Annotated in this window: 20 protein-coding genes and 2 pseudogenes; 14 read left to right on the top strand and 8 right to left on the bottom strand. The window is 72.8% G+C overall.

Annotated elements, in window-relative coordinates:
• The first annotated feature begins 275 nt into the window (after window positions 1-275).
• Window positions 276-2,039, top strand: a complete 1,764-nt coding sequence (locus ACFV3E_RS30630; RefSeq protein WP_500537688.1) for an IS481 family transposase — start codon at window positions 276-278, stop codon at window positions 2,037-2,039.
• 136 nt (window positions 2,040-2,175) lie between these two features.
• On the opposite strand, the gene ACFV3E_RS30635 is transcribed toward ACFV3E_RS30630, so the two are convergent.
• Together ACFV3E_RS30635 and ACFV3E_RS30640 are read right to left on the bottom strand one after the other, a co-directional pair.
• Complete coding sequence (locus tag ACFV3E_RS30635) at window positions 2,176-2,838, bottom strand: Type 1 glutamine amidotransferase-like domain-containing protein (protein WP_500537618.1); 663 nt, start codon at window positions 2,836-2,838, stop codon at window positions 2,176-2,178.
• Between the two features lie 142 nt (window positions 2,839-2,980).
• Window positions 2,981-3,178, bottom strand: a pseudogene (locus ACFV3E_RS30640) (NUDIX hydrolase); the annotation flags it as partial.
• Here ACFV3E_RS30640 and ACFV3E_RS30645 point away from each other — a divergent pair.
• Window positions 3,146-3,269 (top strand): annotated as a pseudogene (locus ACFV3E_RS30645) (site-specific integrase); the annotation flags it as partial. The pseudogenes ACFV3E_RS30640 and ACFV3E_RS30645 overlap by 33 nt on opposite strands.
• A gap of 96 nt (window positions 3,270-3,365) precedes the next feature.
• Here the strand turns inward: ACFV3E_RS30645 and ACFV3E_RS30650 are convergent.
• Entirely contained in the window at window positions 3,366-3,905 is a 540-nt protein-coding gene (locus tag ACFV3E_RS30650; protein ID WP_500537619.1) for an MFS transporter, read from the bottom strand.
• Window positions 3,906-4,024: 119 nt separating this feature from the next.
• Between ACFV3E_RS30650 and ACFV3E_RS30655 the strand changes: the two genes are divergently transcribed.
• Window positions 4,025-4,669 (top strand): hypothetical protein, encoded by a 645-nt coding sequence (locus tag ACFV3E_RS30655; RefSeq protein ID WP_500537620.1) that lies wholly within the window; start codon window positions 4,025-4,027, stop codon window positions 4,667-4,669.
• A gap of 28 nt (window positions 4,670-4,697) precedes the next feature.
• Here ACFV3E_RS30655 and ACFV3E_RS30660 read toward each other — a convergent pair whose 3' ends face one another.
• Window positions 4,698-5,168: a GNAT family N-acetyltransferase gene (locus ACFV3E_RS30660; RefSeq protein ID WP_500537621.1), complete on the bottom strand. Its 471-nt coding sequence runs from the start codon at window positions 5,166-5,168 to the stop codon at window positions 4,698-4,700.
• Window positions 5,169-5,374: 206 nt separating this feature from the next.
• Between ACFV3E_RS30660 and ACFV3E_RS30665 the strand changes: the two genes are divergently transcribed.
• The gene (locus ACFV3E_RS30665) at window positions 5,375-6,133 is read left to right on the top strand and encodes a hypothetical protein (protein ID WP_500537622.1); all 759 of its coding nucleotides are present in this window, start codon (window positions 5,375-5,377) and stop codon (window positions 6,131-6,133) included.
• A gap of 17 nt (window positions 6,134-6,150) precedes the next feature.
• Here the strand turns inward: ACFV3E_RS30665 and ACFV3E_RS30670 are convergent, their stop codons facing one another.
• Together ACFV3E_RS30670 and ACFV3E_RS30675 are read right to left on the bottom strand one after the other, a co-directional pair.
• On the bottom strand, window positions 6,151-7,326 hold the full coding sequence (locus tag ACFV3E_RS30670; protein WP_500537623.1) for an aromatic ring-hydroxylating oxygenase subunit alpha: 1,176 nt from the start codon (window positions 7,324-7,326) through the stop codon (window positions 6,151-6,153).
• A gap of 64 nt (window positions 7,327-7,390) precedes the next feature.
• On the bottom strand, window positions 7,391-9,118 hold the full coding sequence (locus ACFV3E_RS30675) for a dolichyl-phosphate-mannose--protein mannosyltransferase (RefSeq protein WP_500537624.1): 1,728 nt from the start codon (window positions 9,116-9,118) through the stop codon (window positions 7,391-7,393).
• Window positions 9,119-9,161: 43 nt separating this feature from the next.
• On the opposite strand from ACFV3E_RS30675, the gene ACFV3E_RS30680 reads away from it, so the two are divergent.
• The 3 genes from ACFV3E_RS30680 (at window position 9,162) to ACFV3E_RS30690 (ending at window position 14,045) form a co-directional block, all read left to right on the top strand.
• Window positions 9,162-10,022 (top strand): alpha/beta fold hydrolase, encoded by an 861-nt coding sequence (locus tag ACFV3E_RS30680; protein WP_500537625.1) that lies wholly within the window; start codon window positions 9,162-9,164, stop codon window positions 10,020-10,022.
• A gap of 864 nt (window positions 10,023-10,886) precedes the next feature.
• Complete coding sequence (locus tag ACFV3E_RS30685; RefSeq protein WP_500537626.1) at window positions 10,887-12,413, top strand: hypothetical protein; 1,527 nt, start codon at window positions 10,887-10,889, stop codon at window positions 12,411-12,413.
• Window positions 12,414-12,578: 165 nt separating this feature from the next.
• Window positions 12,579-14,045 (top strand): alkaline phosphatase PhoX, encoded by a 1,467-nt coding sequence (locus tag ACFV3E_RS30690; protein ID WP_500537627.1) that lies wholly within the window; start codon window positions 12,579-12,581, stop codon window positions 14,043-14,045.
• 68 nt (window positions 14,046-14,113) lie between these two features.
• Here the strand turns inward: ACFV3E_RS30690 and ACFV3E_RS30695 are convergent, their stop codons facing one another.
• Complete coding sequence (locus ACFV3E_RS30695) at window positions 14,114-15,331, bottom strand: TerD family protein (protein ID WP_500537628.1); 1,218 nt, start codon at window positions 15,329-15,331, stop codon at window positions 14,114-14,116.
• A gap of 65 nt (window positions 15,332-15,396) precedes the next feature.
• Here ACFV3E_RS30695 and ACFV3E_RS30700 point away from each other — a divergent pair, with 65 nt between their 5' ends.
• Window positions 15,397-16,182, top strand: a complete 786-nt coding sequence (locus tag ACFV3E_RS30700) for an SDR family NAD(P)-dependent oxidoreductase (protein WP_500537629.1) — start codon at window positions 15,397-15,399, stop codon at window positions 16,180-16,182.
• On the opposite strand, the gene ACFV3E_RS30705 is transcribed toward ACFV3E_RS30700, so the two are convergent.
• Window positions 16,151-16,960, bottom strand: a complete 810-nt coding sequence (locus tag ACFV3E_RS30705; protein ID WP_500370225.1) for an NAD-dependent epimerase/dehydratase family protein — start codon at window positions 16,958-16,960, stop codon at window positions 16,151-16,153. The two genes, ACFV3E_RS30700 and ACFV3E_RS30705, sit on opposite strands and share 32 nt — an antisense overlap.
• A gap of 209 nt (window positions 16,961-17,169) precedes the next feature.
• On the opposite strand from ACFV3E_RS30705, the gene ACFV3E_RS30710 reads away from it, so the two are divergent.
• The 6 genes from ACFV3E_RS30710 to araD all read left to right on the top strand — a co-directional run bounded on the left by ACFV3E_RS30710 (window position 17,170) and on the right by araD (window position 24,452).
• Window positions 17,170-18,105, top strand: a complete 936-nt coding sequence (locus ACFV3E_RS30710; protein WP_500537630.1) for a 5-dehydro-4-deoxyglucarate dehydratase — start codon at window positions 17,170-17,172, stop codon at window positions 18,103-18,105.
• Window positions 18,106-18,146: 41 nt separating this feature from the next.
• Window positions 18,147-19,349 (top strand): hypothetical protein, encoded by a 1,203-nt coding sequence (locus ACFV3E_RS30715; RefSeq protein WP_500537631.1) that lies wholly within the window; start codon window positions 18,147-18,149, stop codon window positions 19,347-19,349.
• Window positions 19,350-19,809: 460 nt separating this feature from the next.
• The gene (locus tag ACFV3E_RS30720) at window positions 19,810-20,520 is read left to right on the top strand and encodes an HAD family hydrolase (protein ID WP_500537632.1); all 711 of its coding nucleotides are present in this window, start codon (window positions 19,810-19,812) and stop codon (window positions 20,518-20,520) included.
• A gap of 510 nt (window positions 20,521-21,030) precedes the next feature.
• Window positions 21,031-21,705, top strand: a complete 675-nt coding sequence (locus ACFV3E_RS30725) for a GntR family transcriptional regulator (protein WP_500537689.1) — start codon at window positions 21,031-21,033, stop codon at window positions 21,703-21,705.
• Window positions 21,706-21,800: 95 nt separating this feature from the next.
• Window positions 21,801-22,703, top strand: a complete 903-nt coding sequence (locus ACFV3E_RS30730) for a dihydrodipicolinate synthase family protein (protein ID WP_500537633.1) — start codon at window positions 21,801-21,803, stop codon at window positions 22,701-22,703.
• A 24-nt stretch (window positions 22,704-22,727) separates the two neighbouring features.
• The gene (gene araD, locus ACFV3E_RS30735) at window positions 22,728-24,452 is read left to right on the top strand and encodes an L-arabinonate dehydratase (RefSeq protein WP_500537634.1); all 1,725 of its coding nucleotides are present in this window, start codon (window positions 22,728-22,730) and stop codon (window positions 24,450-24,452) included.
• The last annotated feature ends 82 nt before the right edge of the window (window positions 24,453-24,534 follow it).

Consider the following 24,534-nt stretch of genomic DNA (forward strand, 5'->3'; position numbering starts at 1 on the left):
GCGACATCCCGCTCCTCCATCCCGCCAACGACCATAGCCATCAACAAGACAAACGACACTGTCACGCCCGAATCACGACTTTCCCAACGGAGTCCGGAAGGGCGGGGCTTGATGAGGTAGAGAGAGTCTTACCGCACCGAGATCAGACCATGATGTCCTGTCTCGGTTGATGGTTGACAGTGTGGCTTCACCTGATGCTTGACACCGCTTGCCTCGGCTTGTCTGTACGCGTCTGATTCGCGCGTGCGGGGAGGGCCGGGGCCGTGCTGGTGGAGTTGAGCGTGGTCGAGCAGCGGTATCACGCGGTCATGGAGGTGGCCGCGGGCGCCCCGGTGGTCGAGGTCGCGGCGCGTTACGGGGTCTCGCGGCAGTCGGTGCATGCGTGGGTGCGCAAGTACGAGCAGGCCGGTCTTTCGGGGCTGGCGGACCGTTCGCACCGCCCGGCGTCGTGTCCGCACCGGATCCCGTCCGCGGTGGAAGCTTTGGTGTGTGACCTGCGGCGGGCGCATCCGGGCTGGGGTCAGCGGCGGCTGGTGCACGAACTGGAACGCAAAGGGATCACACCGGTGCCGTCGCGGGCGACGGTCTATCGGGTGCTGGTCCGCAATGGCCTGGTCGAGCCGGGGGTCAGGAAGCGCCGCAGGTCGGATTACCGCAGGTGGGAACGCTCGGCGGCGATGGAGTTGTGGCAGCTGGACATCGTCGGCGGCGTCCTGCTGGCCGGCGGGGCGGAGTGCAAGGTGGTCACCGGCATCGATGACCACTCGCGGTTCGTGGTGATCGCGAAAGTCGTGCCGCGGGCGACCGGACGTGCGGTCTGCCTGGCCTTCGGGGAGGCCCTGCAGCGGTTCGGGGTCCCGGAGGAGGTGCTGACCGACAATGGCAAGCAGTTCACCGCCCGGTTCGGCTCGGGCAAGCCCGGCGAGGTGCTGTTCGACCGGATCTGCCGGGAGAACGGGATCAAGCACCGGCTGACCAAACCGAAGTCGCCGACAACCACGGGGAAGATCGAGCGGTTCCACCAGACCCTGCGGCGTGAACTCCTGGACGACTGCGACCGGTTCACCGACCTCGCAGCCGCCCAGGCAGCCATCGATGCATGGCTGGTCGACTACAACACCGCCCGTCCGCACCAGGCGCTGGACATGCAGCCGCCGGCCAGCCGATTCACCAGCACGGAGGTCACGGCGCTACCGGTGAAACTTCCACCCAGTCTGGAGGCGACGCCTGGCGATCCCGCCGCGGTGGTGCCGAAGCAGCGTTCCGAGCCGCGGTCGTGGACGAAGCCAGGCGGCGAGGTCGGGGCGGTCGAGGTCGACCGGGTGGTGCCGCGGTCGGGCAACCTGGGCTTGTGCGGCCAGCAGATCTGGTTCGGCCCGGCCCTGGCCGGCACCGCGGTGACCCTGCGGATCGACGTGAACCGGCTGCACGTCCTGATCGATGGCACCCGGCACAAGACCCTGCCCTCCAAACTGTCCGGCCGGGACCTTCGAACCCTGCTGGCCTGCGGCGATGCCCGGCCAGCCGGCCCGTGGACCCAGGAGCCCGGCCCGGCCACTGCTGCGGCGGTGGAGGTCGACCGCACCGTCAACCCGGTCGGATACGTCGGCCTGGGCGGCGACAAGGTCAACATCGGCTGGGCGTTCGCCGGACGACGGGTAACCCTCCGGCTGGACGGCACCGTCATGCAGGTCCTGGATGAACGACGGGTCCTGCTGGCCGCGCTGCCTTGCCCGCTGCCGGCGACGGCTTGCGGCCGACTGCGCGGAGCCCGGCTCGCCGGCCCGCCACCGACCGTCCCACCGCCGGCACCGCAGACCGCCGAACGGATCGTCTCCAGCAACGGCGGCTTCGTCGTCGCCGGCCAGCGCGTCCAAGTCGGCCGCACCTGGGCCCGCCAGGTCGTCACCGCCCACCTCGACGACACCGTCATCCAGGTCTTCCACGGCAACGACCTGATCACCACCGTCCCCCGCACCACCACCAAGGGAGTGGTCGTCCGCAAATCCGGGGAGTACAACAAACGAAAAACCGTCTAGCCCAAACGTCAAGCATCACGCGACGCCAAACCGTCAAGCCTCAACCGAGACCCGACAGAGATCAGACCATGATGTCCTGTCTCGGTTGATGGTTGCAGGTCTCGCGGAACGACGCGACGTCACGACTGTCGGGCGGCTATGCCCCGAATTTCGTCCATTGTCCTTCGGAGACCACCTCGACGGAGCCGTCGACGACCTTGATGGCCGTCTGTTCGTCGATGGCGTAGGCCGGGACGCCGATGTCGGCGGCCCACCGCTCCGCGTCAGCCAGGGTGTTCGTTGGGAAAGCGTCCAGGTGCGGGAAGATGGAGAAGTCGACGACTCCCAGAGTGCGGTCGTCCGGCGCGGACGGCCACTCGACGAAGTACGCTCCGATCCGGGGCGTCATCACCATGCTTCCGGCACTCACTCCCACCCAGACCGTGTCGGGCAGCGAAGGCATCAGATCGGCCAGCCCGGACTCCCGCATCCAGTGGCACAGGTACGTCGCGTCGCCGCCGTCGACCAGGAGCACGTCGGCCTCCCGGATCCAGGGGACCCATCGTTCCGCGCCGATGCTGGGCAGTGCGGTGAGTTCGAGGACGCCGAGTGACGCCCAGCCGAGGCCGGTCAGGTGTTGCCACGTGGGCTGGGCGGCTACGAGGCCCCGCACCGATGTCGGCCCGCACATCGGGTGACCCCATTGTGCTGTCGGGATGCAGAGGGCGTGGCACTCGGCGATCGGCTTGCCGAGAAGCTTCACGAGCGCCGTGTGGATGCTTGGGTTCGTGACGCCGCCTGACGTAAGCAAGAGCTTCAAGGTGCCTCCAATTTCGCGTGCAGAAGATGGATGTACCTGAAGACCCGAGACCGTGCTGGAACTCATCGCGGTTCGGGCGACCTCTTCAGAGGTCCTTCAGGTCGCCGGGGCTCTCGGCTCATCCTCCGACTGCGATTGACGTTCATTGGACCGCGGTAAGGCGCTTGCCGTCGTGACTACGGACATGCGGGCCGGCACTGCCCAGGGCGTCCGGGAGCCGAACCGCGAAGACCTCGGACATGCGCGCCGAGACCTCCTCGGGCGAGAGCCAGTCGACGGCTGTGGACTCGTCGGAGGTGCGTTCGGTGCCGGGGAGAGCAGCAAGGCGCTGAGTGAGTGCCTCGGTCACCATGATCCGAGCTTCACCCTTCGCACGTGCACCCACCTGATGCCGAACAGCGAGGCGCACCCGGGCCGCGGTCGACCGCGTCCTCCGGGCCGTGAACCGGCGGCGGCCTTGGCCGACGTGGCGAACGCCCTCCCGCGGGAGGGCGCTCGTACGTCGGGGTGCGTCAGATCCCCTCGTCCTAGGCGACCTTGGCGCCGGTCTTCCCCATCGGCTGCTCGCCGACGTGCGTGTTCTCGGCGACGAACACCGCCCGTACGGGGCCGAAGAGCCACAGCGAGACCGCCGCGAGTTCCGCGGCCCCCAGGACGGTGAAGAACATGCCGTCGGAATCGACCGCTGCCGTCCACCAATCGTAGGAAAGTCCACCGATGAGCACCGCGACCGGGTAGGCGCCCTGGGATATCAGGCGGCGGCAGCCGCTGACGACGCCGAGCGCGTCGCCGGGTGACTGGCGCTGCCAGATCGCGGTCATCGGGCCGCCGGTGAGCTGCAGCCCCGCGTTGCGGCCGAAACTCCCCAGGTACCAGAGCCAGTGGGCACCCGGTACGACGAGCAGGATGTGGCCGACCACGGCGCCGGTGGCCTGTGCGACGGGCAGGAGGACGTCGGCGCGATGCGGCCGTTTGCGCAGCGTCATGTACAGGGCGCCGGAGACCAGCCCCACTCCGCCGAACGCGGAGTACGACCCCCAGCCGACACTGCCGGCGTGTCGGGTCACATAGGCCACCAGCCCGGCCGCCGAGAGGCCGTTGAAGAAGTTCAGGGCGCTGTACGACAGCTGCAGCCGGCGCAGGCCGCGATGCGCCCCCTCTCCCCGGGCCGGACTGGCTCGGCGACGTGCGGACGGCGCCCGGCCGGGCCCTTGAGTCCTTTCTGACCGGCTGGTACCCGGTGACCGCCCCGCAGGGGGCGGTCACCGACGTGCCCGGTTCGATCCCGGGGGCACTGGCCGACTTCTACCGTCTGGCCGCGCAGCGCCCTGCCGTCCTCGGCAGGCACAACCGGATCAGGCCGCTCGACAAGCTGCGCACGGACAGCACCGCGGATCGCCTGGTCTTCGGTGTCGAGTGCCAGGGCTGCTGGGACTGGTCGATCCCCTGGGAGCCGGGCGCCACCGACACCGATCCCATCGTGTGGTTCGAGGACAGCCACCCTGTGCCCGAGCCGGAACCGCTGAGCGGATTCCTCCTGCAGTTCTCCCTTGCGGAGGCCGCGCTCGGCGCCGTCCATCAGGCTTGGTGTGACGACCTTCCCCCGCATCTGCTTCCCGTTCTCGAAAGCCGGCTGGTGCGCGTGCCACTGCGGCCGTTCCTGTCGCCCGCCGACGCGCCGACGGACTTCCTGGTCGGCCCTGGTCTCGTCGCCGCGGTCAGCCCCGGCGGGGACGAAGGAAAGCTCGACGTCTGGGCCGGCGCCCGGCACCGCGGCGCACTGCATCCGCTCGGACCGCTCGACATCCCGTGGCGGCGCTTCGACGGGTGACCGATGCGTTCACGCGCCCGCGCGGCGCTCAGCCGGGTGGGAGGGAGAGCCGCAGGACGATCTCGCCGTCGTCGATCTCACCGGTCGGCTCGAAGCCGAACTTGCGGTAGAAGGGCCACGGTTCGCCGTCGCCGGGTTCGTAGCTGGTCAGCAGCTCGGTGGCGCCGTCCGCGCGGACCAGGTCGGCGATCTGGGTGAGCACCTCCCGGCCGATGCCGTGCCCCTGGTGGCGCTTGTCGATGAGGAGGCGCCAGATGAAGTGGCGTCCCTGGTAGGGGCCGGCCTGCGGTTTCCACGACAGCATCACAAAGCCGACCGGCTCGTCGCCGCGGTACACGGCGCGGTACCAGGGGTTGGCGTCCGGCATCTTCGCCGCCTGCTTCAGCGACAGGGACACGGATGCGACGAACTGCTTCTGCTTGTTCCGGACGCGCAGGGCACGGACGGCCTCGCGGTTGTCGTCGGTGATCTCCCGGAGGTGCACGCCTGGGGACGTCATGCCACACCCTTTCCCGCGTCCGGCATTTCCCCGTGCGTACGCGTAGCCGGGGACGCCGGGTCGCACGTCCTGGCAGCGTATGCGGCCCGCAGCGTCCGGAGCGGTACTGGCGCGCCGGGCGCGGGGCCCCCGCACGCGTTGGCGGCTGTTAGAGTCCGGGCCCTGCCGGTTCCCACCACCGTTCGATCGGACCGCGAAGGAAAGCCATGGTCGAATTGGTACGAACCCTGGTCGAGGCACTCGTGCAAGGGCTGCCGGGACTGAGGGCGATCCGCGAGGAGAAGCGGCGCCGCAAACTCGGCGCGGAGCTGTTCATCCTCTACGTGCGGCTCAACGAGGCGATGCTGGAGGCGGAAGGCATCGTCAGGAACCTGGAGGGCTACGCGGAGCGAATGGGCCGGCACCTCGAGCACGGTGACGACGCGTACGCGCTCGGCGCGGGGGACTGGGTCGCCCGGGGTGTGCAGAGGCAGATCGTGAACCTCGCGCGGATCTCCGGCCTGATGGGTGACCACGGTGTGGCGCTGCAGATCATCGACCCCGAGGCCTACAACCGGCTCCAGCCGCTGCTCAGCGGCAAGTTCAACGCCCTGCAGGTGCTCCTCGCCATCATGCGCTCCGGGGCCCTGCCGCTCGCCCCGACGCAGGAGGACCTCGCGAGGGCGATGGACGTCGGTCATCCCGGCAGCAGGGAGGGGCAGCGCCGGATGATGGCCAACCTGCAGGAGTTCGCGCCCCGGTGGCGTGACACCGCGCTCGCCACGTCGTCCCCATGGGGACCGTCGACGTACGAATCCGTCGTCCGGTACCTGCGGGAGCGCGAGCCGCGCGAGCAGCTGTCCGAGATCCGCGCCGCCCTGGAGTCGCTGCGGACGGCCCTCGAAAAGCACTTCACGATCTCCGACGTACTGCTGGAGGTCGGGGACGCGCGCATGGGGTCGCGGAGCGGCAGCTTCGTGGAGTGACCCGCCCGGGCGGCGGACTAGGCGGGGTCGAGCGGTTCCCACGGGGGCGTGCCGCGGTAGGCGCGGCCGACCATCGTGACCCAGCGGTGGACCGCGTCCTCGCTGGGGGCGAAGGGGCCGGGGCGGAAGTGCGGGGAGGCCAGGCCGCGCTGCACCGACTCGCAGGCGGCCCAGTCCTGCCGGTTCGTGCGGTCCCAGAACTCCACGGCGTACGAGGCGTCGGCCACGCCCTCGGGTACGTACCAGGTGCAGGTGACCCGGGTGCGGTCCGGGGCTTCCGGGACGAGCAGATGGCTCATCACGTAGTCGGGGTGCAGGGAGAGCAGCAGGTTCGGGAAGAGGCCGAGGTACAGCACGCGGCGCCGGTCCGTGCCGTCGATGAAGGTCCCCCGGGACCGGCCGGTCAGGGACATCGTCTCCGCGCCGTCCCGCAGGTCCATCGCCCCGCCCACCCATGCGCCGGGGAGGTCGTAGTTGTCGCCGCTGGTCGGCGGGGACACGGCGCACAGCTCGGGGTGGATCAGGGGGCAGTGGTAGCACTCGTGGTAGTTCTCGGCGATCACCTTCCAGTTCGCGCGGACCGTGTACCCGTGCCGCTCGGCGGCCTTCAGCTCCCCGGGGGCGTACGGGTCGACCAGCGGGCCCATCCCGCCGAGGTGCTCGGCGAACGGGGCCGCGTCACCGGTCGCGTTGGCCATGACCCAGCCGTGCCACTCGACGGCGGGCAGTTCGGCCAGCCCGTGGTCCCGGCGCTCGAAGGAGGGCACGTCCTGGAAGCCGGGCGCCCTGCGCAACGCGCCGTCCAGGCCGTACGCCCAGGCGTGGTAGGGGCACGGGACGATCTCCCGGGTGCCCGTGCCGCCCTCGGGCAGGAGTTCGTGGGCGCGGTGCCGGCAGGTGTTGGCGAACGCGCGGACGGCGCCGTCGTCCCCGGGGCGCGTGAGCAGGACCGGGACGTCGCCCACGACCAGGGCGCGCTGCGTGACGGCGGCCCCGTCCGGCCCCGTGAACAGGTCGTCGGCGCGGCCGAGGCAGCACCAGGTGCCGGCGAACAGGTGCCGACGCTCCCAGTCGAGGACGGCGGCCGAGGTGTACGCCTCGCCGGGCAGCATCGTCGAGGTTCCGAACGGCCGCAGCGCGCGGTCCAGTTCACCGGGCGGGACGGGGGCCTCGGGGAAGACGGGACGTGCCATCGCACACCTCCGGACGGGGCTGCCTGGACGGGGGGGCATGGTATCCCGGCCACGGGCGGCCGGGTCAGATCCAGGTGTTCAGCCACATCCGGGCGTGCCAGTCGTCGTACGGGATCGTCCGCCCGGTGTAGATCGGGAAGAAGTAGATGAAGTTCCAGACGATCAGCAGGACGAGGACGCCCCCGGCCACCGCCCCGTAGGTGCGTCGGCGTTCGCCGGCGCCGGGCCGGCCGAGGAGCGCGCCGAGCGCCATGGCGAGGGCCAGGCAGAGGTAGGGGAGGAAGACGACGGCGTAGAAGGAGAAGATGGTGCGGTTCTGGTAGTGGAACCACGGGAGGTAGCCCGCGGCGACCGCGCACAGGACGGCGCCGGCGCGCCAGTCGCGGCGCAGCGCCCAGCGGTAGAGCAGGTAGACGAGGGCGAAGCAGGCCGCCCACCACAGCAGCGGCGTGCCGAGGGCGAGGATCTCCCGCGAGCAGCTGGCGGCGTCGCAGCCGTCCTGCCCCGGCTTGGGGGACTCGTAGAAGAAGGACACCGGACGGCCCAGCACCAGCCAGCTCCACGGGTTGGACTGGTACGGGTGCGGGTCCTCCAGGCCGACGTTGAACTGGTAGACCCCGTACTCGTAGTGCCACAGGCTGCGCAGCGGGGCCGGGATCCACGACCACGTGCCGCCGCGCCCGTCGGCCCAGTCCCGGCCGTAGCCGTCGGCGCTGAGGAACCAGCCGGTCCAGGTCACCAGGTACGTGACCAGGGCGACCGGGACGAGGGACAGGAAGGACCAGCCGAGGTCGCGGCGGAGCACCGCGCGGCGGGGGCGGCGGGCCCCGGCCAGACGGCGGGCGCCGACGTCCCAGAGCACGGTCATCAGCAGGAAGAACGCCAGGTAGTACAGGCCGTTCCACTTGACGGCGGAGGCCAGGCCCAGGAGCGCGCCGGCCGCGAGCCGCCAGGGACGCGGGCCGGTTCCCGCGCGGGCGCCGGTGACGGCGTCGGGCCCGGCGAAGCCGTCGGGGCCCACCGGGAGGGCCGCCGCGAGCCGGGCCCGCGCGCGGTCGCGGTCGATCAGCAGGCAGCCGAACGCCGCCAGCACGAAGAACATGACGACCACGTCGAGGAGGGCGACCCGGCTCATCACGAAGTGCAGCCCGTCCACCGCCATCAGGCCGCCCGCGAGGCAGCCCAGTGCCGTGGAGCGGAACAGCCGGCGGCCGATGCGGCACAGCATCAGCACCGACAGCGTGCCGAGCACGGCCGCCATGAAGCGCCAGCCGAGCGGGTTCAGGCCGAACATCCACTCGCCGAGGGCGATCACCCACTTGCCCATCGGCGGGTGCGCCATGAAGTGGCCGGTCTCGGAGAGCGGGATGACCTGGGGGTCCCCCAGGATCTGCGGGTCGGAGACCTTGCGGTCGGGCCAGGTGCCCTCGTAGCCGAGCCGGAGCAGGGACCAGGCGTCCTTGGCGTAGAACGTCTCGTCGAAGACGATGGCGCGCGGGCTGCCGAGGTCCACGAGGCGCAGCACGCCGGCGAGGACGGCGACCAGGACGGGGCCGAGCCAGCCCATGGCCCGTGCGGCGCGGTGCGCCGGCGCCGGACCCAGGCCCAGGGCCTGCCATGTCCGGGTGCCCGGTTCGGGGAAGGGCGGGACCAGCCGCTCGCGCGTGTCGGTCCGGGGGCGTGGGCTGTGGCCGAACCGGCGCAGTCGCAGCGGCCAGTCGGCGGCGGTCGCCGCCCGGGGGTCGCCGGCGGCGTCTTCGGTGCGGTCCGGCGTAGCGGTGTCCGTCGTCACCCGGCCATCCTAGGGACGTTGTCGGATCGTCATACTGGCCCCCGTGTTCGAGGAGATGCTGGTGCCGGTCTCGCACGACCCGGCGGTGGAGTTGTTCGTCGCCCGGGCCGGCCGTCCGTCCGGCCCGCCGCTGCTGGTGGTGCACGGCGGACCCGACTGGGACCACACGTACCTGCGCCGGCCCCTGGACCGGCTCGCCGGGCACCGCCGGATCGTCCTCCCGGACCTGCGCGGCTGCGGGCGCTCCACGCGCGGGCTCGCCGACGGCCACTACACGCCGGACGCGGCCACCGCCGACCTCGTGCGGCTGCTGGACGCCCTGGGGATCGGGCGGACGGACGTCCTCGGCTTCTCGTACGGAGGGCTGATCGCGCAGCGCCTCGCCCTGGCCGCGCCCGGGCGTGTACGACGCCTGGTGATCGCGTCGAGCAGTGTCCTGCCGGTGCCGCCGGACGCCTTCGACGGCTGGCGGGAGCGCGAGGAGCGGCTGGCGGCGGAGGCCGCGGTGTGGTCCGACCCCTCGCTGTCCGGAGCGGCCCTCACGCGTGCGGCCGCCGTGGCCTCCGCGCGGGCGAACGTGTGGCGGGAGGAGGCCCTGCCGGGTTACCTCGACGTCCTGCGCGGCGTCCGCTTCACCGCGGAATGGCTGCGCCCCTGGCAGGCCGGGACGCTGCCGGGGCCGCGCCGCCCCGGCGACCCCGGGCGGCTCGCGGCGCTCGGCGTGCCCGTGCTGCTGCTGCACGGACGGCAGGACATGACCTTCCCGGTCGGTCTGGTCGCACCCACGCTGCGGCTCCTGCCGTCCGCGCGGGCGGCGGTGATCGAGGAGGCGGGGCACATGACCCACGTCGATCAGCCCGACGCCTGGCTGGAGGCGCTGGAGGACTTCCTCTCGCAGGACTGACCACGGTCGGCGGAGCGGGCCGGCTCGGACGACCGGTGCCCGGTGCGGGGCCGGCGGAAGGATCTTCGCGTCGTCGAAGCGCCGCTCCAGGGGCTCGGGGCCGTGCAGGTACGGGAGGCTGACCAGGATGTGGTCGCAGGCCGAACCGGGGACCCAGGGCCCGCCGACCGGCAGGCTGTGGCCCACGTCGAGCGGATGCGGCCGGGGACCGCGGTGGTGGTGGACGGTCATGGCGATCAGGTCGGCGAAGCGGGGGTCGCGGACCGGGGCGGTCAGGACGAACTCGAGGCGGTGGCAAGTCGCGGTCGAACCATGACCCGCGACCGGCCGTGACGTAGGTCCGGTAGTCGCCGCGGGGGCCCGGGCCCACCTCGAGGACCCGCAGGCCGGGGACCGTGCCGCGCCGTCCGTCGCCCAGGTCGCGGTCGGCAGTGCCCACCGGGTGGCCCGCGAAGAATGTCCGCACGTGCCGGTCGAGCGCCTCCTGCGCCGGGTCCGCCCCGCTCGTCGTCATGGCGGGGATCACGTCAGGTGCCCGGCGCCCGCCCCGCCCCACCCCGCGGGGCGCGAAGGGCCCGCCGTACGCCCTGCCGCACACCCGTGCGCGCCGTGTGGCGCGGGCTCCGGGACGTGCGCACCGGTGCCCGGCCACGGCGGTGGGGCGGAAGTGACACCGCTGACGGGTGGAGCCGCCGTGGTCGCCCTCCGGGGTCCGCCGACGCGCGCCAATGCCGACGCCCCGCGCGTCCGTTGCGGTAACGACGGGTGACGGGAGGCCGAAGCGCACCCGCCGGGCGCCCGCACGTCTAGGCTGGTGCTGCGCGCTCACGCGCCCCCAGACACCGCTGCATTGGAGATCCCGCCATGGCCGCTGACCGCCTCGACCTGCCGCCGGTGAGGCTGCTGCCCGAGGAGGAGCTGGCGCGGCTCGCACTCGCCGTACCGCTCCTCGACCGCGCGGTACGGCTGGCACGCTGGTGCGCGCCGCACGTGACCGTGGACGCGATGGGGGAGCTGACCGCCGAGGACGTCCCGCGCGCGGTCCGCGAGCTGGGCCTGGAGGAGCAGCCGGACGGCCCGGCGGAGACGACCCAGGCCTGGGGCGTGGCCGTGGACGCGGGCCTCGTCGACCTGGACATCGCGGACACCGCGGACGAGGACGAGGAGGGCGCCCCGAGCGTGGCCCTGGACGAGCCCGCGGGGCGCGCCGTGCCCGGCGAGGCGCTGACCCGGCTGGACGCGGGCGAGCCCCGCGAGGTGCTGGAGCTGTGGCTCGCCGCACTGGACACGGCGCTGGCCGAGGCCGCGACCCCCGACCTGGACGGCCTGATGGAGGAACTGGGCCCGGACGGGGAGGTCGACCTGAGCACCCTGGACTGGGACCCGGAGGAGGAGGCCGAGTTCCTCGACGGCGCGCTCGCCAACCTCTACCTCTTCACCGTCATGGAGGACTCCGGCGGCGACGCCAAGGACGCCGTGCCGCTGCCGGTCCTGGCCGCCTCCCTCGTCGTCCCCGAGGACGTGGAGGAGCCGAGCGACGCCCTGCTGGAGGACGTCACCGAGGTGATGATGCGCCTCGACGAGCACTTCCGGCTGCTCACGACCACCGGGCTGCTGGAGTACCAGCCGCTGGACGAGGCGCTGATCGAGGAGGCCGAGTCCGAGGACGCCGGCCCCGCCGAGGGGACGCTGGCCTTCCCGCAGGAGATCGGGCCCGAGGAGGTCTCCCGGTACGGCCTGGTGCGGCTGACCCCGCTCGGCGTCTACGGGGTGCGGTCCCGGATGGTCGAGGCCGGCCTGCACGCCCCGGTCGCCGGCGACCTGGCCGGGGAGCCCGCCGCCGCCCTCCTGGAGGCGCTGTTCCGGTACCCGGACCAGATCGCCCGCCGGGAGGCCGACGCCTGGCTCGGCAACCGCAAGCCGTACGACGCGGCCCGTGAGCTGCTGGAGGCGGCGCGCGGCGAGGACCGCAACGCGCCCGGCCGCCGGCTGGTCGCCCAGCAGACCCTGAGCCTGCTCGGCGACGAGGCAGAGCCGGCCCTGCGCGAGGTCCTGGCCGACCGCCAGCTCGGCGGACTGGCCCGGGTCTGGCTGACCGAACGCGAGGCGGCGGACGTCCCCACGCCCGACGAGGACATGATCTTCTGGCTCACCGTCGACACCATCGCCGCCCAGCTCGACGCCGACGACGACCCCGAGTTGCTGCGCGAGCTGGTCACCGACCTCGTCGCCCGGCACGACGGGTTCTTCACCGCGGCCTGGCGGGTGGACCACCCGGCGACCGCCGACGTCCTGGAGGCCATGGGCCGCATCCACCCCGACAAGCGGCTGGCCAAGGAGGCGCGCAAGGCCGCGTTCAAGGCCCGTTCGGCGGGACCCACGGCGCCCTGAGCCGCCTGCCGCGGCGCGGAACGGGTTGCGGAACGGGGTGCGGAGGCGGCCCGAACGCCTCAGGGAATGGGCGTCGGAATGTCCCGCTCAGTTCAACTCCCGTTCGCCGCGGAGCGGGAGCGTGACTGCGGCAGAGCAGTGACCTCGTGGCCCCAGGAGACAACGATGCCGCTCACCCGTAGAGACTTCGCCAAGCGCACGGCGATCACCGGCGCCGGAGTCGCGCTGGCCGGAACCGTCGACGTCCTCGCGACCGCGCCGGGCGCCCTCGCCGCCGAGGCCCCGGCGACCGCCGCGGAGGCCGGGGCGTCCCGGCACCACGGCCGGCTGGGTTACGGCGATCTGATCAAGGACCCCAAGGGCATCCTGGCCCTGCCCAAGGGCTTCTCGTACCGCGTCATCACCCGGACCGGCGTCACCAAGCTGGAGTCCGGCGAGTCGACCCCCTCCAACCACGACGGCACCGCGACCTTCGAGGGGCTGCGCGGTGCCACGCTGCTCGCCAACAACCACGAGCTGGCCGGCGCCCGCGCCGACTGGCCGCACCCGGTCCCGCTGACCGAGGGCCTGGTCTACGACTCCGGCGCGGCCGGCGGCGTGACCATCGTCGAGGTCGCCCAGCACGGCGGCCACGTCGTGGAGTGGGTCGGCGTGGCCGGCACCGTCACCAACTGCGCGGGCGGCCGCACCCCCTGGGGCACCTGGCTGACCTGCGAGGAGACCGAGGACAAGGCCGGCAAGAACGGCTTCCTGAAGGACCACGGCTACGTCTTCGAGGTCGACCCGTACGACCGCAAGGCCAACCGCGACCCCAAGCCGATCAAGGCCCTGGGCCGCTACGCGCACGAGGCGGTCGTCGTCGACCCCAAGCGCGGCCACCTCTTCCTCACCGAGGACGCCTCCAACCCCAACGGCCTGTTCTTCCGCTGGACCCCGCCGGCCGGCTTCCACCACGGCCGCGGCAAGCTGCGCGCCCTGGGGGCCGACGCGGGTGTGCTGCAGGCCTTCAAGTGCTTCGACTCCGGCGGCAAGTTCGTCGACGACCTGTCCCGCGCCACGAAGATCGGCACGGTCTACGGCGTGGACTGGGTGGACGTCCCGGACCGCGACGCCGCCGCCACCTCCGTCCGCAAGCAGTTCGCGGCCGGCGAGGTCACCCGGGCCCGCAAGCTGGAAGGCATGTGGTGGGGCGACGGCGGCGTGTACGTCGTCTCCTCCTACGCCCGCGAGGAGAGCCCGGGCGCGTCCCACGACGGTGCCGTGTGGTTCTACGACCCCAAGCGCCGCACCCTGACCCTCAAGGTCCTCCTGGGCGTCAACCCCGACCCGTCGGTCGACGGCGCCTTCGACGGCCCGGACAACATCACCGTCTCGCCCTACGGCGGCCTGGTCATCGCCGAGGACGGCGAGGGCCAGCAGCACCTGTTCGGCGCGCTCGGCGACGGCCGCACCTACCCGATCGCCCGCAACGAGCTGAACATCGGCACCGCGCAGGAGCCGGAGTACAGCGAGTTCACCGGTGTGACCTTCTCGCCCGACGGCAGGACGCTGTTCGCCAACATCCAGGTGCCGGGCATCATGCTGGCCATCACCGGACCGTGGCGCCGTCAGAGCCACGGCGGCGCCTGCTGAGCTCCGACCGCACCACCCGCGCCCGGTGGTCCGTGCCCCGCACGGACCACCGGGCGCGCCCGCGTCGCTCAGAGCGCCTGCGCGGCGGGCTTGACCATGCCCTTCACGGTGCGGGAGTCGACGAAGTCGCCCAGCGCCGTCATCTCCCACTCGCCGGAGAACTGGCGGACGAACTTGGCCATCATCACGCCCGTGCGGGGCTCGGCGCCGGTGAGGTCGAAGCGCACCAGTTCCTCGCCCGTCGTGCCGTCCAGCAGGCGGCAGTAGGCCTTGGCCACCTGGTTGAACTTCTGGCCGGAGAAGGAGTTCACCGTGAAGACCAGCCCGGTGACCTCGGGCGGCAGCCCGCCGAGGTGGACGGTGATGACCTCGTCGTCGCCCGCGCCCTCGCCGGTGAGGTTGTCACCGGAGTGCTGGATCGCGCCGCCCAGGATGGTGAGCCGGCCGAAGTAGCAGGACTCGATGTGGTTGCGCTGCGGCCCGTACGCGATGACCGAGGCGTCCAGGTCGATGTCCTTGCCGCGGTAGGCGGGCTCCCAGCCGAGGCCCATGCGGACCGAGGTCATCAGCGGCTTGCCGCCCTTGACCAGGGAGACCGTCTGGTTCTTCTGGAGGTTGACCCGGCCCTTGTCCAGGTTGATCTTGCCGGTGCCGACCGGCGGGGCGGGGGGTGCCGGCGGCGCGGGCGGCGCCGGGGGCGCGGGGGGAGGCGTCATGGCGGCGGCCGGGGGAGCGGGCGGCGGGGGAGCCACGGGCGGCGCCTGCGGCGGTGCCTGCGGCGCGGCGGCCGCGGGCTCGTCGACGGACACGCCGAAGTCGGTCGCGATGCCCGCCAGCCCGTTGGCGTACCCCTGGCCGACCGCGCGGGCCTTCCAGGCGCCGGAGCGGCGGTAGATCTCGACCACCACGAGGGCGGTCTCGGTGCTCAGGGCCGGCGGGGTGAAGGTCGCCAGGACGGCGCCGCTGTCGGCGTCCCGCACCGTCGCCGTCGGCTCGGTGCCGGCGAAGGTCGCCCCGGGCGCGTCGGGGCTCGCCGTCACGACGATCTTCTCGATGCCGGCGGGCACGGCCACGGTGTCCACCGTGATCGCGTCGGGGGAGGTGCCGCCGCCGGACCGGTAGGTCACACCCGGCCCCGCGGGCTGGTTGTAGAACACGAAGTCGTCGTCGGAGCGCACCTTGCCGTCGGCGGCGATCAGGAGGCCCGACACATCAAGCCGCACGGGCGCGGATACCTCCACTGCCACGCGCGCCGCGGAGAGCGGGATGTTCGAGCCGGGTGTCATTGCGGTCATGTTCCGCTTAACGATCGTTCCGGGTTTACGGTTCCATTACCGAACGGGGTTTTCACGTGTCGCGCATCGTGGTCATCAGCGGTGGCGGTACGGGCATCGGTCTGGCCGTCGCGGAGGCCTTCGTCCGCGACGGGGACCGGGTCGTGCTGGTCGGGCGGCGTAAGGACGTCCTGGACGGGGCGGTCGCCCGGCTGGGTTCCGGATCGGCCCTGGCGGTCCCGGCGGACCTGACCGACGAGGCGGAGACGGCCGGGGTCCGCGAGCTCGTGGCCGAGCGCTTCGGGCGGGTGGACGTCCTGGTCAACAACGCGGGCGGGAACGTCGCGCTCGGCGGCGGCGAGCCGTCGCCCACCGAGCTGTGGACGGGCAACTTCCGGTCCAACGTGCTGACCGCCGTGCTGCTCACCGAGGCGCTGCGCGACCTGCCAGCCGACGGCGGCCGGGTGCTGCTGCTCAGCTCCATCGCCGCGGTGCGCGGCGGCGGGTCCGGCTCGTACGGCGCGGCCAAGGCCGCCCTGCACCCGTACGCCTACGACCTGGCGGCCGACCTGGGCGGGCGCGGGATCACGGTCAACGTCATCGCGCCCGGTTTCATCGACGACACCGAGTTCTTCGGCGGGCGCATGACGCGGGAGCGGCGCGCGTTCCTCGTCGGCCAGACCCTCACCGGCCGGGTCGGCGTCCCCGGGGACGTCGCCTCGCTCGCCCACTGGCTCGCCTCTCCGGGTGCCGCCCACATCACCGCGCAGATCCACCAGGTGAACGGCGGCGCGGAACGCGGCCGCCAGGGCCGCTGGGGGCCGCCGCGGGTCAGTGGGGCCAGAGCGGCGGATGCGTGGTGAAGTGGCCGCCGAGGTGGGCGTGGTCCGGGTTGTCCGGGTCGAGTTCGCCCTGCTCGGCGATGAGCTTGGCCGCGAAGGGCTCGGAGTCGTCCTGCGGCTCGTAGCCCAGTGCCCGCGCGGAGGACAGGTCCCACCACAGCCGGGTGTTGGCGGAGCTGCCGTGGACCACGGTGTGCCCTACGCCCTCGGCGGTGAGGGCGGCGTGCAGCAGCCGGGCGCCGTCCTCGGGGCTCATCCAGACCGACAGCATGCGCACCGAGGTCGGCTCCCGGAAGCAGGAGCCGATGCGGATGGAGACGGTCTCCAGGCCGTGCAGGTCCCAGTAGAGCTGGGCGAGGTCCTCGCCGAAGCACTTGGACAGGCCGTAGAAGGTGTCGGGGCGGCGCGGGGTGTCGACCGGGATGAGCGGGTCGTCCCCGACCGGGCGCGGGGTGAAGCCCACGGCGTGGTTGCTGGAGGCGAAGACGATCCGCGGCACGCCCTCCTCCCGGGCGGCCTCGTAGAGGTGGTAGGTGCCCTCGATGTTGGCGCGCAGGATCTTCTCGAAGGGGGCTTCCAGGGAGATGCCCGCGAGGTGGATGATCGCGTCGACCCCGCGTACGGCCTCGCGCAGGGCGGCGCGGTCCGCCAGGTCCGCGGTGATCGCGTCGGGTGCGCCCTCGACGGGCCGCATGTCGAGCAGGCGCAGCCGGTAGCCGTAGGCCGGCAGCAGTTCGCGCATCAGGGTGCCCAGGCCGCCTGCGGCGCCGGTCAGCAGGACGGTGCGGGGAGCGGGCATGCGCGGGTCTCCTCGATCGGACGTCCACGTTCGTGGATGTCATTCATATGCATGGACACGCTAAAGAGAGCTTGTCGAAGCGTCAAGACTCCACCACCTGCGGCTGTCTTCCTTGACCCCTCCTTATGTGCTGCCTTAGCGTAAACGCGTTCATGAATATAGACATCGATCAGATGAGCGCACAGACGCCAGTCTTCAGGGAGAACCCGATGACCGATGCCGCCTCACTCTCCGCGCGCCTCGACGGCCTGCTGTTCTTCCCCGTGACGCCCTTCGGCCCGGACGGCGCCGTTGACCTGGAGGTCTTCCGCGCGCACGTGCGCCGCGGGATCGAGGCCGGAGCCGGGGCGGTCTTCGCGTGCTGCGGCACCGGCGAGTTCCACGCGCTGACGCCCGAGGAGTTCCGCGCCTGCGTCGCCGCGGCCGTCGAGGAGTCCGCGGGCCGGGTCCCCGTCGTCGCCGGCGCCGGCTACGGCACCGCCCTGGCCCTGCAGTTCGCGCGCCTCGCCGAGGAGGCGGGCGCCGACGGACTGCTCGCCATGCCGCCCTACCTCGTCGTCGCCGACCAGGCCGGACTGCTGCGGCACTACGCGGCGCTCGCCGAGGGCACCTCGCTCGACGTCATCGTCTACCAGCGCGACAACGCCGTCCTCACCCCCGCGACCGTCGCCGAACTCGCCCGCATCCCGCGCATCATCGGCCTCAAGGACGGCGTCGGCGACCTCGACCTGATGCAGCGCATCATCAGCGCCGTCCGCAGCGCGGTCCCCGACCGCGACTTCCGCTACTTCAACGGCCTCCCCACCGCCGAACTCACCGGCCTCGCCTACCGAGGCATCGGCGTCACCCTCTACTCCTCCGCGGTCTTCTGCTTCGCGCCCGAGATCGCCCTCGCCTTCCACCGCGCCCTGACCGGCGGCGACGACACCACCGTGAACGCCCTCCTCGACGGCTTCTACCGGCCCCTGGTGGAACTGCGCCAGCAGGGCCGCGGCTACGCCGTCTCCCTGGTCAAGGCCGGCGTCCGGCTGCGCGGGCTCGACGTCGGCGAGGTGCGCCCGCCGCTGTCCGAGCCCGCGCCCGCGCACATCAAGGAACTGGCCGAACTCATCGACCGCGGACTCGCCCTGCTCGGCGAGGACTGACGTACGGTGACCCGCGTCAACCCCCATCCCCAGGAGCCGCGTTGAGAGCCTCCACCTTCGTCTACCCGTGGGACGTCGTCGGCGACCCTGAGGCGGCGGACCGCATCGCCGGCCTCGGCGTGCAGCAGGTCACCCTCGCCTCCGCGTACCACTCCACACGGGCGCTGACCCCACGCCACCCCGGGCACCGCGTCGTCACCGCCCGCCACGCCGCCGTGCTCTACCCGCCGGACGAGCGGCGCTGGGCGGGGCGCGCCCTGCGGCCGTACACCCAGGACTGGGCGGGCGCCGAGGACGCCTACGGCGAGGCCGCCCGGGCCCTGCGGGCGGCCGGACTGGCCGTGCACTCCTGGGTCGTGCTCGCCCACAACTCCCGCCTCGGGGACGAACACCCCCGGGTGGCCGTGCGCAACGCCTACGGCGACCACTACCCGTGGGCGCCGTGCATCGCCCAGCCGGAGGTGCGCGAGTACCTCGTCACGCTGGCGGCGGAGGCCGCGGTGCGGCCGGGGACCGGCACGGCGGGTACGGAACTGGAGTCCTGCGGCTGGTACGGCCTCGCCCACCTGCACGCCCACGACAAGACGGGCGGCGTGCCGCTGCCCGGGGCCGCGCAGTACCTGATGTCCCTGTGCTTCTGCCCCGCGTGCGAGGCGGGGTACACCGGGCTGGGCGCGGACCCGGACGAACTGCGGGCGGCCGTGCGCGACGCCCTGGCGCCGGTGTGGGCGGGGGAGTGGACCCCGGGGCCCGACGAGTGGGCCGACGTCGAGAAGCTGCTCGGGGCGGACCTCGCGGGGCTGACGACGGCGTGGCGGGGCCCCGTCGCGCGGGAGTTGCAGCGGGCGGCGGTGGAGGCGGTACGGGGTGCGGCCGCACGGGCCGCGGCGGCACGGGCCGCGGCGGCACCGGGGTTCCAGGTGCTGCTGCACGCGGATCCGCACGCCCACCGCTGCGGGGCCAACGTGGGCGTCGACCCGGGGTACGTCCTGGGCCACGCGGACGGGCTCGTGCTGCCCGGGGCGGACCTGGTGGCGGCCTGCGTGCCGCACGCGCGGGCGGGCACCGTGCTGGCCGCCAACTTCCCCGTGGTCGCGGGAATGGGGGGCAGCCCCGGCACGCTGGCCGCGGACGCCTCCCGGGCGGCGGCGGCCGGGGCGACGGAGCTGCGGCTCTACCACGCGGGGCTCGCGTCCGCGGGGGACCTGGCGGCGGTGCGGTCGTTTTTGGCGGGGGTGGGGTGAGGCTTGCGCCTCGGGTGCGGGTGGGGTGTGGTTGCGGCCCGGTGGTTGTGTGCGGGTTGTTTGCGCCTGCGGCGGGCATCCCCCACCCTCCCGCCCGATTGCCCGGCGCGGTCAGTGCGGGCCTGCGCACCGTTGGCGTGGGGTCGTGGCCGCGCCGGCGCACGTCCTCAGCGCTCGCGGTTTACCCCCACGTCATTGGGCGCCGGGTTCGCCGCTCGTCTCCCCCAGCCTTCGGCCGGGGGGACCCCCATGGGGGCACCCCGCCACACCCCCTCCCGTCGTATGGGCGCATGACGGCCGGTGGGGGGTCAGTAAGGCACTTGCGGCCACCCCGGACCGCTCTTTGCACCCTCACCGGCCGTTAGGCGCCTCCACGACCGGAGCGGGTGACTGACGGCCGGAGGGGGTGACGGAGGGGAGTCCCCTTCCGCCGACAGCAGCGCACCGGTATACCGGCGAGGTGATCGAAAAGGTGAGGGCCGTCCTTCTGGACTGGGTGGGAACGCTCATCGTCCCCAAGTGGGGGCCTGACCACGCCGGTCCCAAGGGCGGGGCGTGGATCGAGGGCGCGTTGAGGCGTCTCGCCCGGGACGCCTCGCCGTCGGAGGTGAGGCGGCTCAGCGCTGGTCTCGACGCGGCGATCAGGCAACCCGAAGTGGCGCAGGCGATGAACGGCGCGGACGCGTCCGTGGAGTCGTACCGGGCCGGCTTCAGGCATTGGGCCTCGGCCGCGGGCATCGACGAGGCGCTGATGGACGCCCTCTATGCCGAACTGGCGCAACCGGACGTCGATCTCTTCGCGGTGGACGTGGAGCGTACGCTCGCGACGCTGAAGGCCGCCGGGGTGCGGGTTGCCGTGGTCAGCGACGTCCACTTCGACATCCGCCCCTGGTTCGAGAAGGCGGGCCTCGACGGTTACGTCGACCGGTTCGTGCTGTCCTTCGAGCACGGTGTCTGCAAGCCCGATCCCGCCATCTTCCGAATGGCGTTGGACGAGCTCGCGGTGGGTCCGGGCGAGGCGCTGATGGTCGGGGACCGTTCCGCCTATGACGGTGCGGCGGTCGAGGCGGGCATCGCGACCCTGCTGGTCCCGCCTCTCGCCGAGGCCACCGACGAGCGCCTGCACCTCGTGCTCGCATCCTGCGGACTGCAGCAGCACGTGCGCCCCTGACCCCCTTCCGGCCGTCAGTCGCCCACACATCGGGAGGGGGTGCGCCCCGCCGCAGGGGACGAGCGGGGATCCGCCACCGAATGACGTGGGCGCGTCTGCTTCGGGGCGAACCTGATCGGTTACCTCGCCGGTATACCGCTGCGCTTCGGTCGGCGGAAGGCGACTTTCCCTCTCCACCCCCTCCGGTCGTCAGTCGCCCCAACCGGTGGGAGGGGGTGTGGCGGGGTGCCCCCATGGGGGTCCCCCCGGCCGAAGGCTGGGGGCGTACCCCGGCGCGGCACCGACCCCAAACCAACAGTGCGCAGGCCCGCACTGACCGCGCCGGGCAATCGGGCGGGAGGGCGGGGGAGAAACCCCAACAGCAACCACAACGCACTCGCACACGACAACCGCACCGCACACAAAGTGCGTCGGGCCCATTGACGAACCCCGCCCCCCGCCCTACTTTCATCGCGTCGCACTTCGTACGTCATATATGAGACGCCATACGTGAGATCCGAGAGAGCCCCCATGGACCTGCTCGCCGGCATCGCGCCGACGCCGATTCCGTCCCGTACCCAGGTCGTGCTGGAAACGATCAAGCACGGGATACTGACCGGGCGGCTGAAGCCCGGTCAGGCACTCGTGGAGGCCGAGCTGGCCGCGCAGTTCGGGGTGTCGAAGACGCCCGTGCGGGAGGCGCTCAAGACGCTCGCCGGCACCGGGCTGGTCGTGATGAGCCAGTACAAGGGCGTGACCGTGCGGACCGTGGACGCGGAGATGGCGCGTCAGGTGTACGACGTGCGCCTGCTGCTGGAGCCCGAGGCGCTGCGCCGTACGGTCACGCACCGCGCCCCGCTGGAGGCCGCGCGGGACGCGCTGTCGCGGGCCGACGAGGCGGGGGACCGGGCCGACCGGTCGCTCGCCAACCGGGAGTTCCACCGGGCGCTGTACACGCCGTGCGGCAACCCCCTGCTGGCCCGGATGCTCGACGACGTGCGGGACCAGGCGGCCCTGGTCTCGGCGGTGGTCTGGCAGGAGACCCCGTCGTGGGAGCAGGAGGCCCGCGAGCACCGGGAGATCCTGGCGCGTGCCCTCGACGGGGACGCGGACGGCGCGGCGCGGCTGCTCCACGACCACATCGCGAGCTTCGTGGCCCGGGCGTTCCCCGAGGGCTCGGACGGCGGCGGAGGAACGGCCCGCTGAGCCGCGGGCGCGCGGGGTGAGGGGACGGCCCTCCGCGCGCCCGCTCCCCCACACCCCACCGCACCCCGTAGCGACCCGAGCCGAAGGGCAACCGCATGTCATTCGCAGAGCAGTCGTCGGCGCTCGCCGATGTCGTGGCGATCCCGGTGACCCCGTTCGGCGCGGACGGGGGCGTGGAGCGCACCGCGTACCGGGCGTTGCTGCGCAGACTGCTCGACAGCGGGGTGCGGACGGTCACGCCGAACGGCAACACCGGGGAGTTCTACGCCCTCGACCCGGCCGAGCGGCGGCTGGTCGTCGAGCTGACGATGGCCGAGGCGGACCCGGACACCCAGGTCGTGGTGGGCGTCGGCCACGACGTGCCGACCGCGGTGGCCGCCGCGCGGCACGCACGCGACGCCGGGGCGCAGATGGTGATGGTGCACCAGCCGATCCACCCGTACGTGTCGCCGGAGGGCTGGGTGGACTACCACCGGGCCATCGCGGAGGCCGTCCCGGAGACCGGGGTCGTCCCGTACGTCCGCAACGCGGTGCTGGACGGCGGGCTGATCGCGCGCCTCGGCGAGCTGTGCCCGAACGTCGTCGGGGTGAAGTACGCGGTGCCGGACGCCGCCCGCTTCGCGGCGGTGGCCCGGGACGCGGGGCTGGACCGCTTCACCTGGGTCGCGGGCCTCGCCGAGCTGTACGCCCCCGCGTACTGGGCGGTCGGCGCGAGAGGTTTCACCTCGGGCCTGGTCAACGTCGCGCCCCGGGTGTCCCTGGAGATGCTGCGCGCGCTGCGCGACGGCGACTACGCGGCGGCGATGAAGGTGTGGGAGCAGATCAGGGAGTTCGAGGACCTGCGGGCCGAACAGCAGTCCGCCAACAACGTGTCGGTGGTCAAGGAGGCGCTGGCGGTGCTGGGACTGTGCCGCCGCGACGTGCGCCCGCCCAGCCGCCTGCTGACCGGGGGCCGGCGCGAGCGGGTGGCCGCGCTCGTCGCCGGCTGGGACGTGTGAGCCGGGACGGGACGGAGGGCCGCCGTGAAGAAGCCGGAAGAGCTCCGCAGCCACCAGTGGTACGGGACGGACGGCCTGCGCTCGTTCAGCCACCGGGCCCGCACCCGGCAGCTGGGCTACCTGCCCGAGGAGCACCTGGGCAAGCCGGTGATCGCGGTCCTCAACACCTGGAGCGACATCAACCCCTGCCACGTCCACCTCCGCGACCGGGCCCAGGCGGTCAAGCGCGGGGTGTGGCAGGCGGGCGGCTTCCCCCTGGAGTTCCCCGTCGCGACGCTGTCGGAGACGTACCAGAAGCCGACGCCGATGCTCTACCGCAACCTGCTCGCGATGGAGACCGAGGAGCTGCTGCGCTCCTACCCGGTGGACGGGGCGGTCCTGATGGGCGGTTGCGACAAGTCCACGCCCGCGCTGCTCATGGGGGCCGCGAGCGCCGGCCTGCCCGCGGTGTTCGTGCCGGCGGGGCCCATGCTGCCCGGGCACTGGCGCACCGAGGTCCTGGGTTCCGGCACCGACATGTGGAAGTACTGGGACGACAAGCGGGCCGGCCTCATCGGTGACTGCGAGATGGCCGAACTGGAGAGCGGGCTGGCCCGTTCGCCCGGCCACTGCATGACCATGGGCACCGCCTCCACGCTGACCGCCGCGGCGGAGGCGCTGGGGATGACGGTGCCGGGCGCGTCGTCGATCCCCGCCGTCGACTCCGGGCACGACCGCATGGCGGCGGCCTCGGGGATGCGGATCGTGGACCTCGTGCGCGAGGACCTGCGGCCGTCCGCGATCCTGACCCGTGAGGCGTACGAGGACGCGGTGGCCACGGTCCTCGCGCTGGGCGGTTCGACCAACGCCGTGATCCACCTGATCGCGATGGCCGGGCGCAGCGGTGTCCCGCTGACGCTGGACGACTTCGACCGCATCGCCCGCACGGTGCCGGTCCTGGCGAACCTCCGGCCGGGCGGCCGCCACCTGATGGAGGACTTCCACTTCGCGGGCGGCCTCCCCGGGTTCCTGACCCGGCTGCGGGACGCCGGTGTCCTGCACCTCGACCGGCCGACCGTCGCGCACGCCACGCTGCGCGAACAGCTCGCCGGTGCCCTCGTCCACGACGAGGACGTGATCCGCCCGCTGGACAGGCCGCTCGCGGCCGAGGGCGGCGTCGCCGTCCTGCGCGGCAACCTGTGCCCGGACGGCGCGGTCATCAAGCACATCGCCGCCGAGCCGCACCTGCTCAAGCACACCGGGCCGGCCGTGGTGTTCGACGACTACCGGACCCTGCAGCGCACCATCGACGACCCGGCGCTCGGCATCACGGAGGACAGCGTGCTCGTGCTGCGCGGCTCCGGTCCGCTCGGCGGCCCGGGCATGCCCGAGTACGGGATGCTGCCGCTGCCCGGCCACCTCCTGAAGAAGGGGGTGCGCGACATGGTGCGGATCTCCGACGCCCGGATGAGCGGCACGAGTTACGGCGCGTGCGTGCTGCACGTGGCGCCCGAGTCGCACGTGGGCGGGCCGCTCGCCCTCGTCCGTACCGGCGACCCGATCACCCTGGACGTCCAGGCGCGCACCCTGCGCCTGGAGGTCGACGACGCGGAACTGGAACGCCGGCGGGCGCAGTGGCAGGCACCGCCGCCCCGCTACGGACGCGGCTACGGCGCGCTGTACCAGGACCAGATCACCCAGGCCGACACCGGCTGCGACTTCCGCTTCCTGGCCCGGCCCGGAGAAGTGCCGGAGCCCTACGCGGGCTGACGCCCCGCCGCGCACCACCCCGTACCGCCCGTACCGCCACCGCGCCCGTGGCGGCCCCGTACCACTCGGCAAGCGCTTTCCC

It is taken from the genome of Streptomyces sp. NPDC059718, from assembly GCF_042733315.1.
In the GTDB taxonomy this organism is placed as follows: domain Bacteria; phylum Actinomycetota; class Actinomycetes; order Streptomycetales; family Streptomycetaceae; genus Actinacidiphila.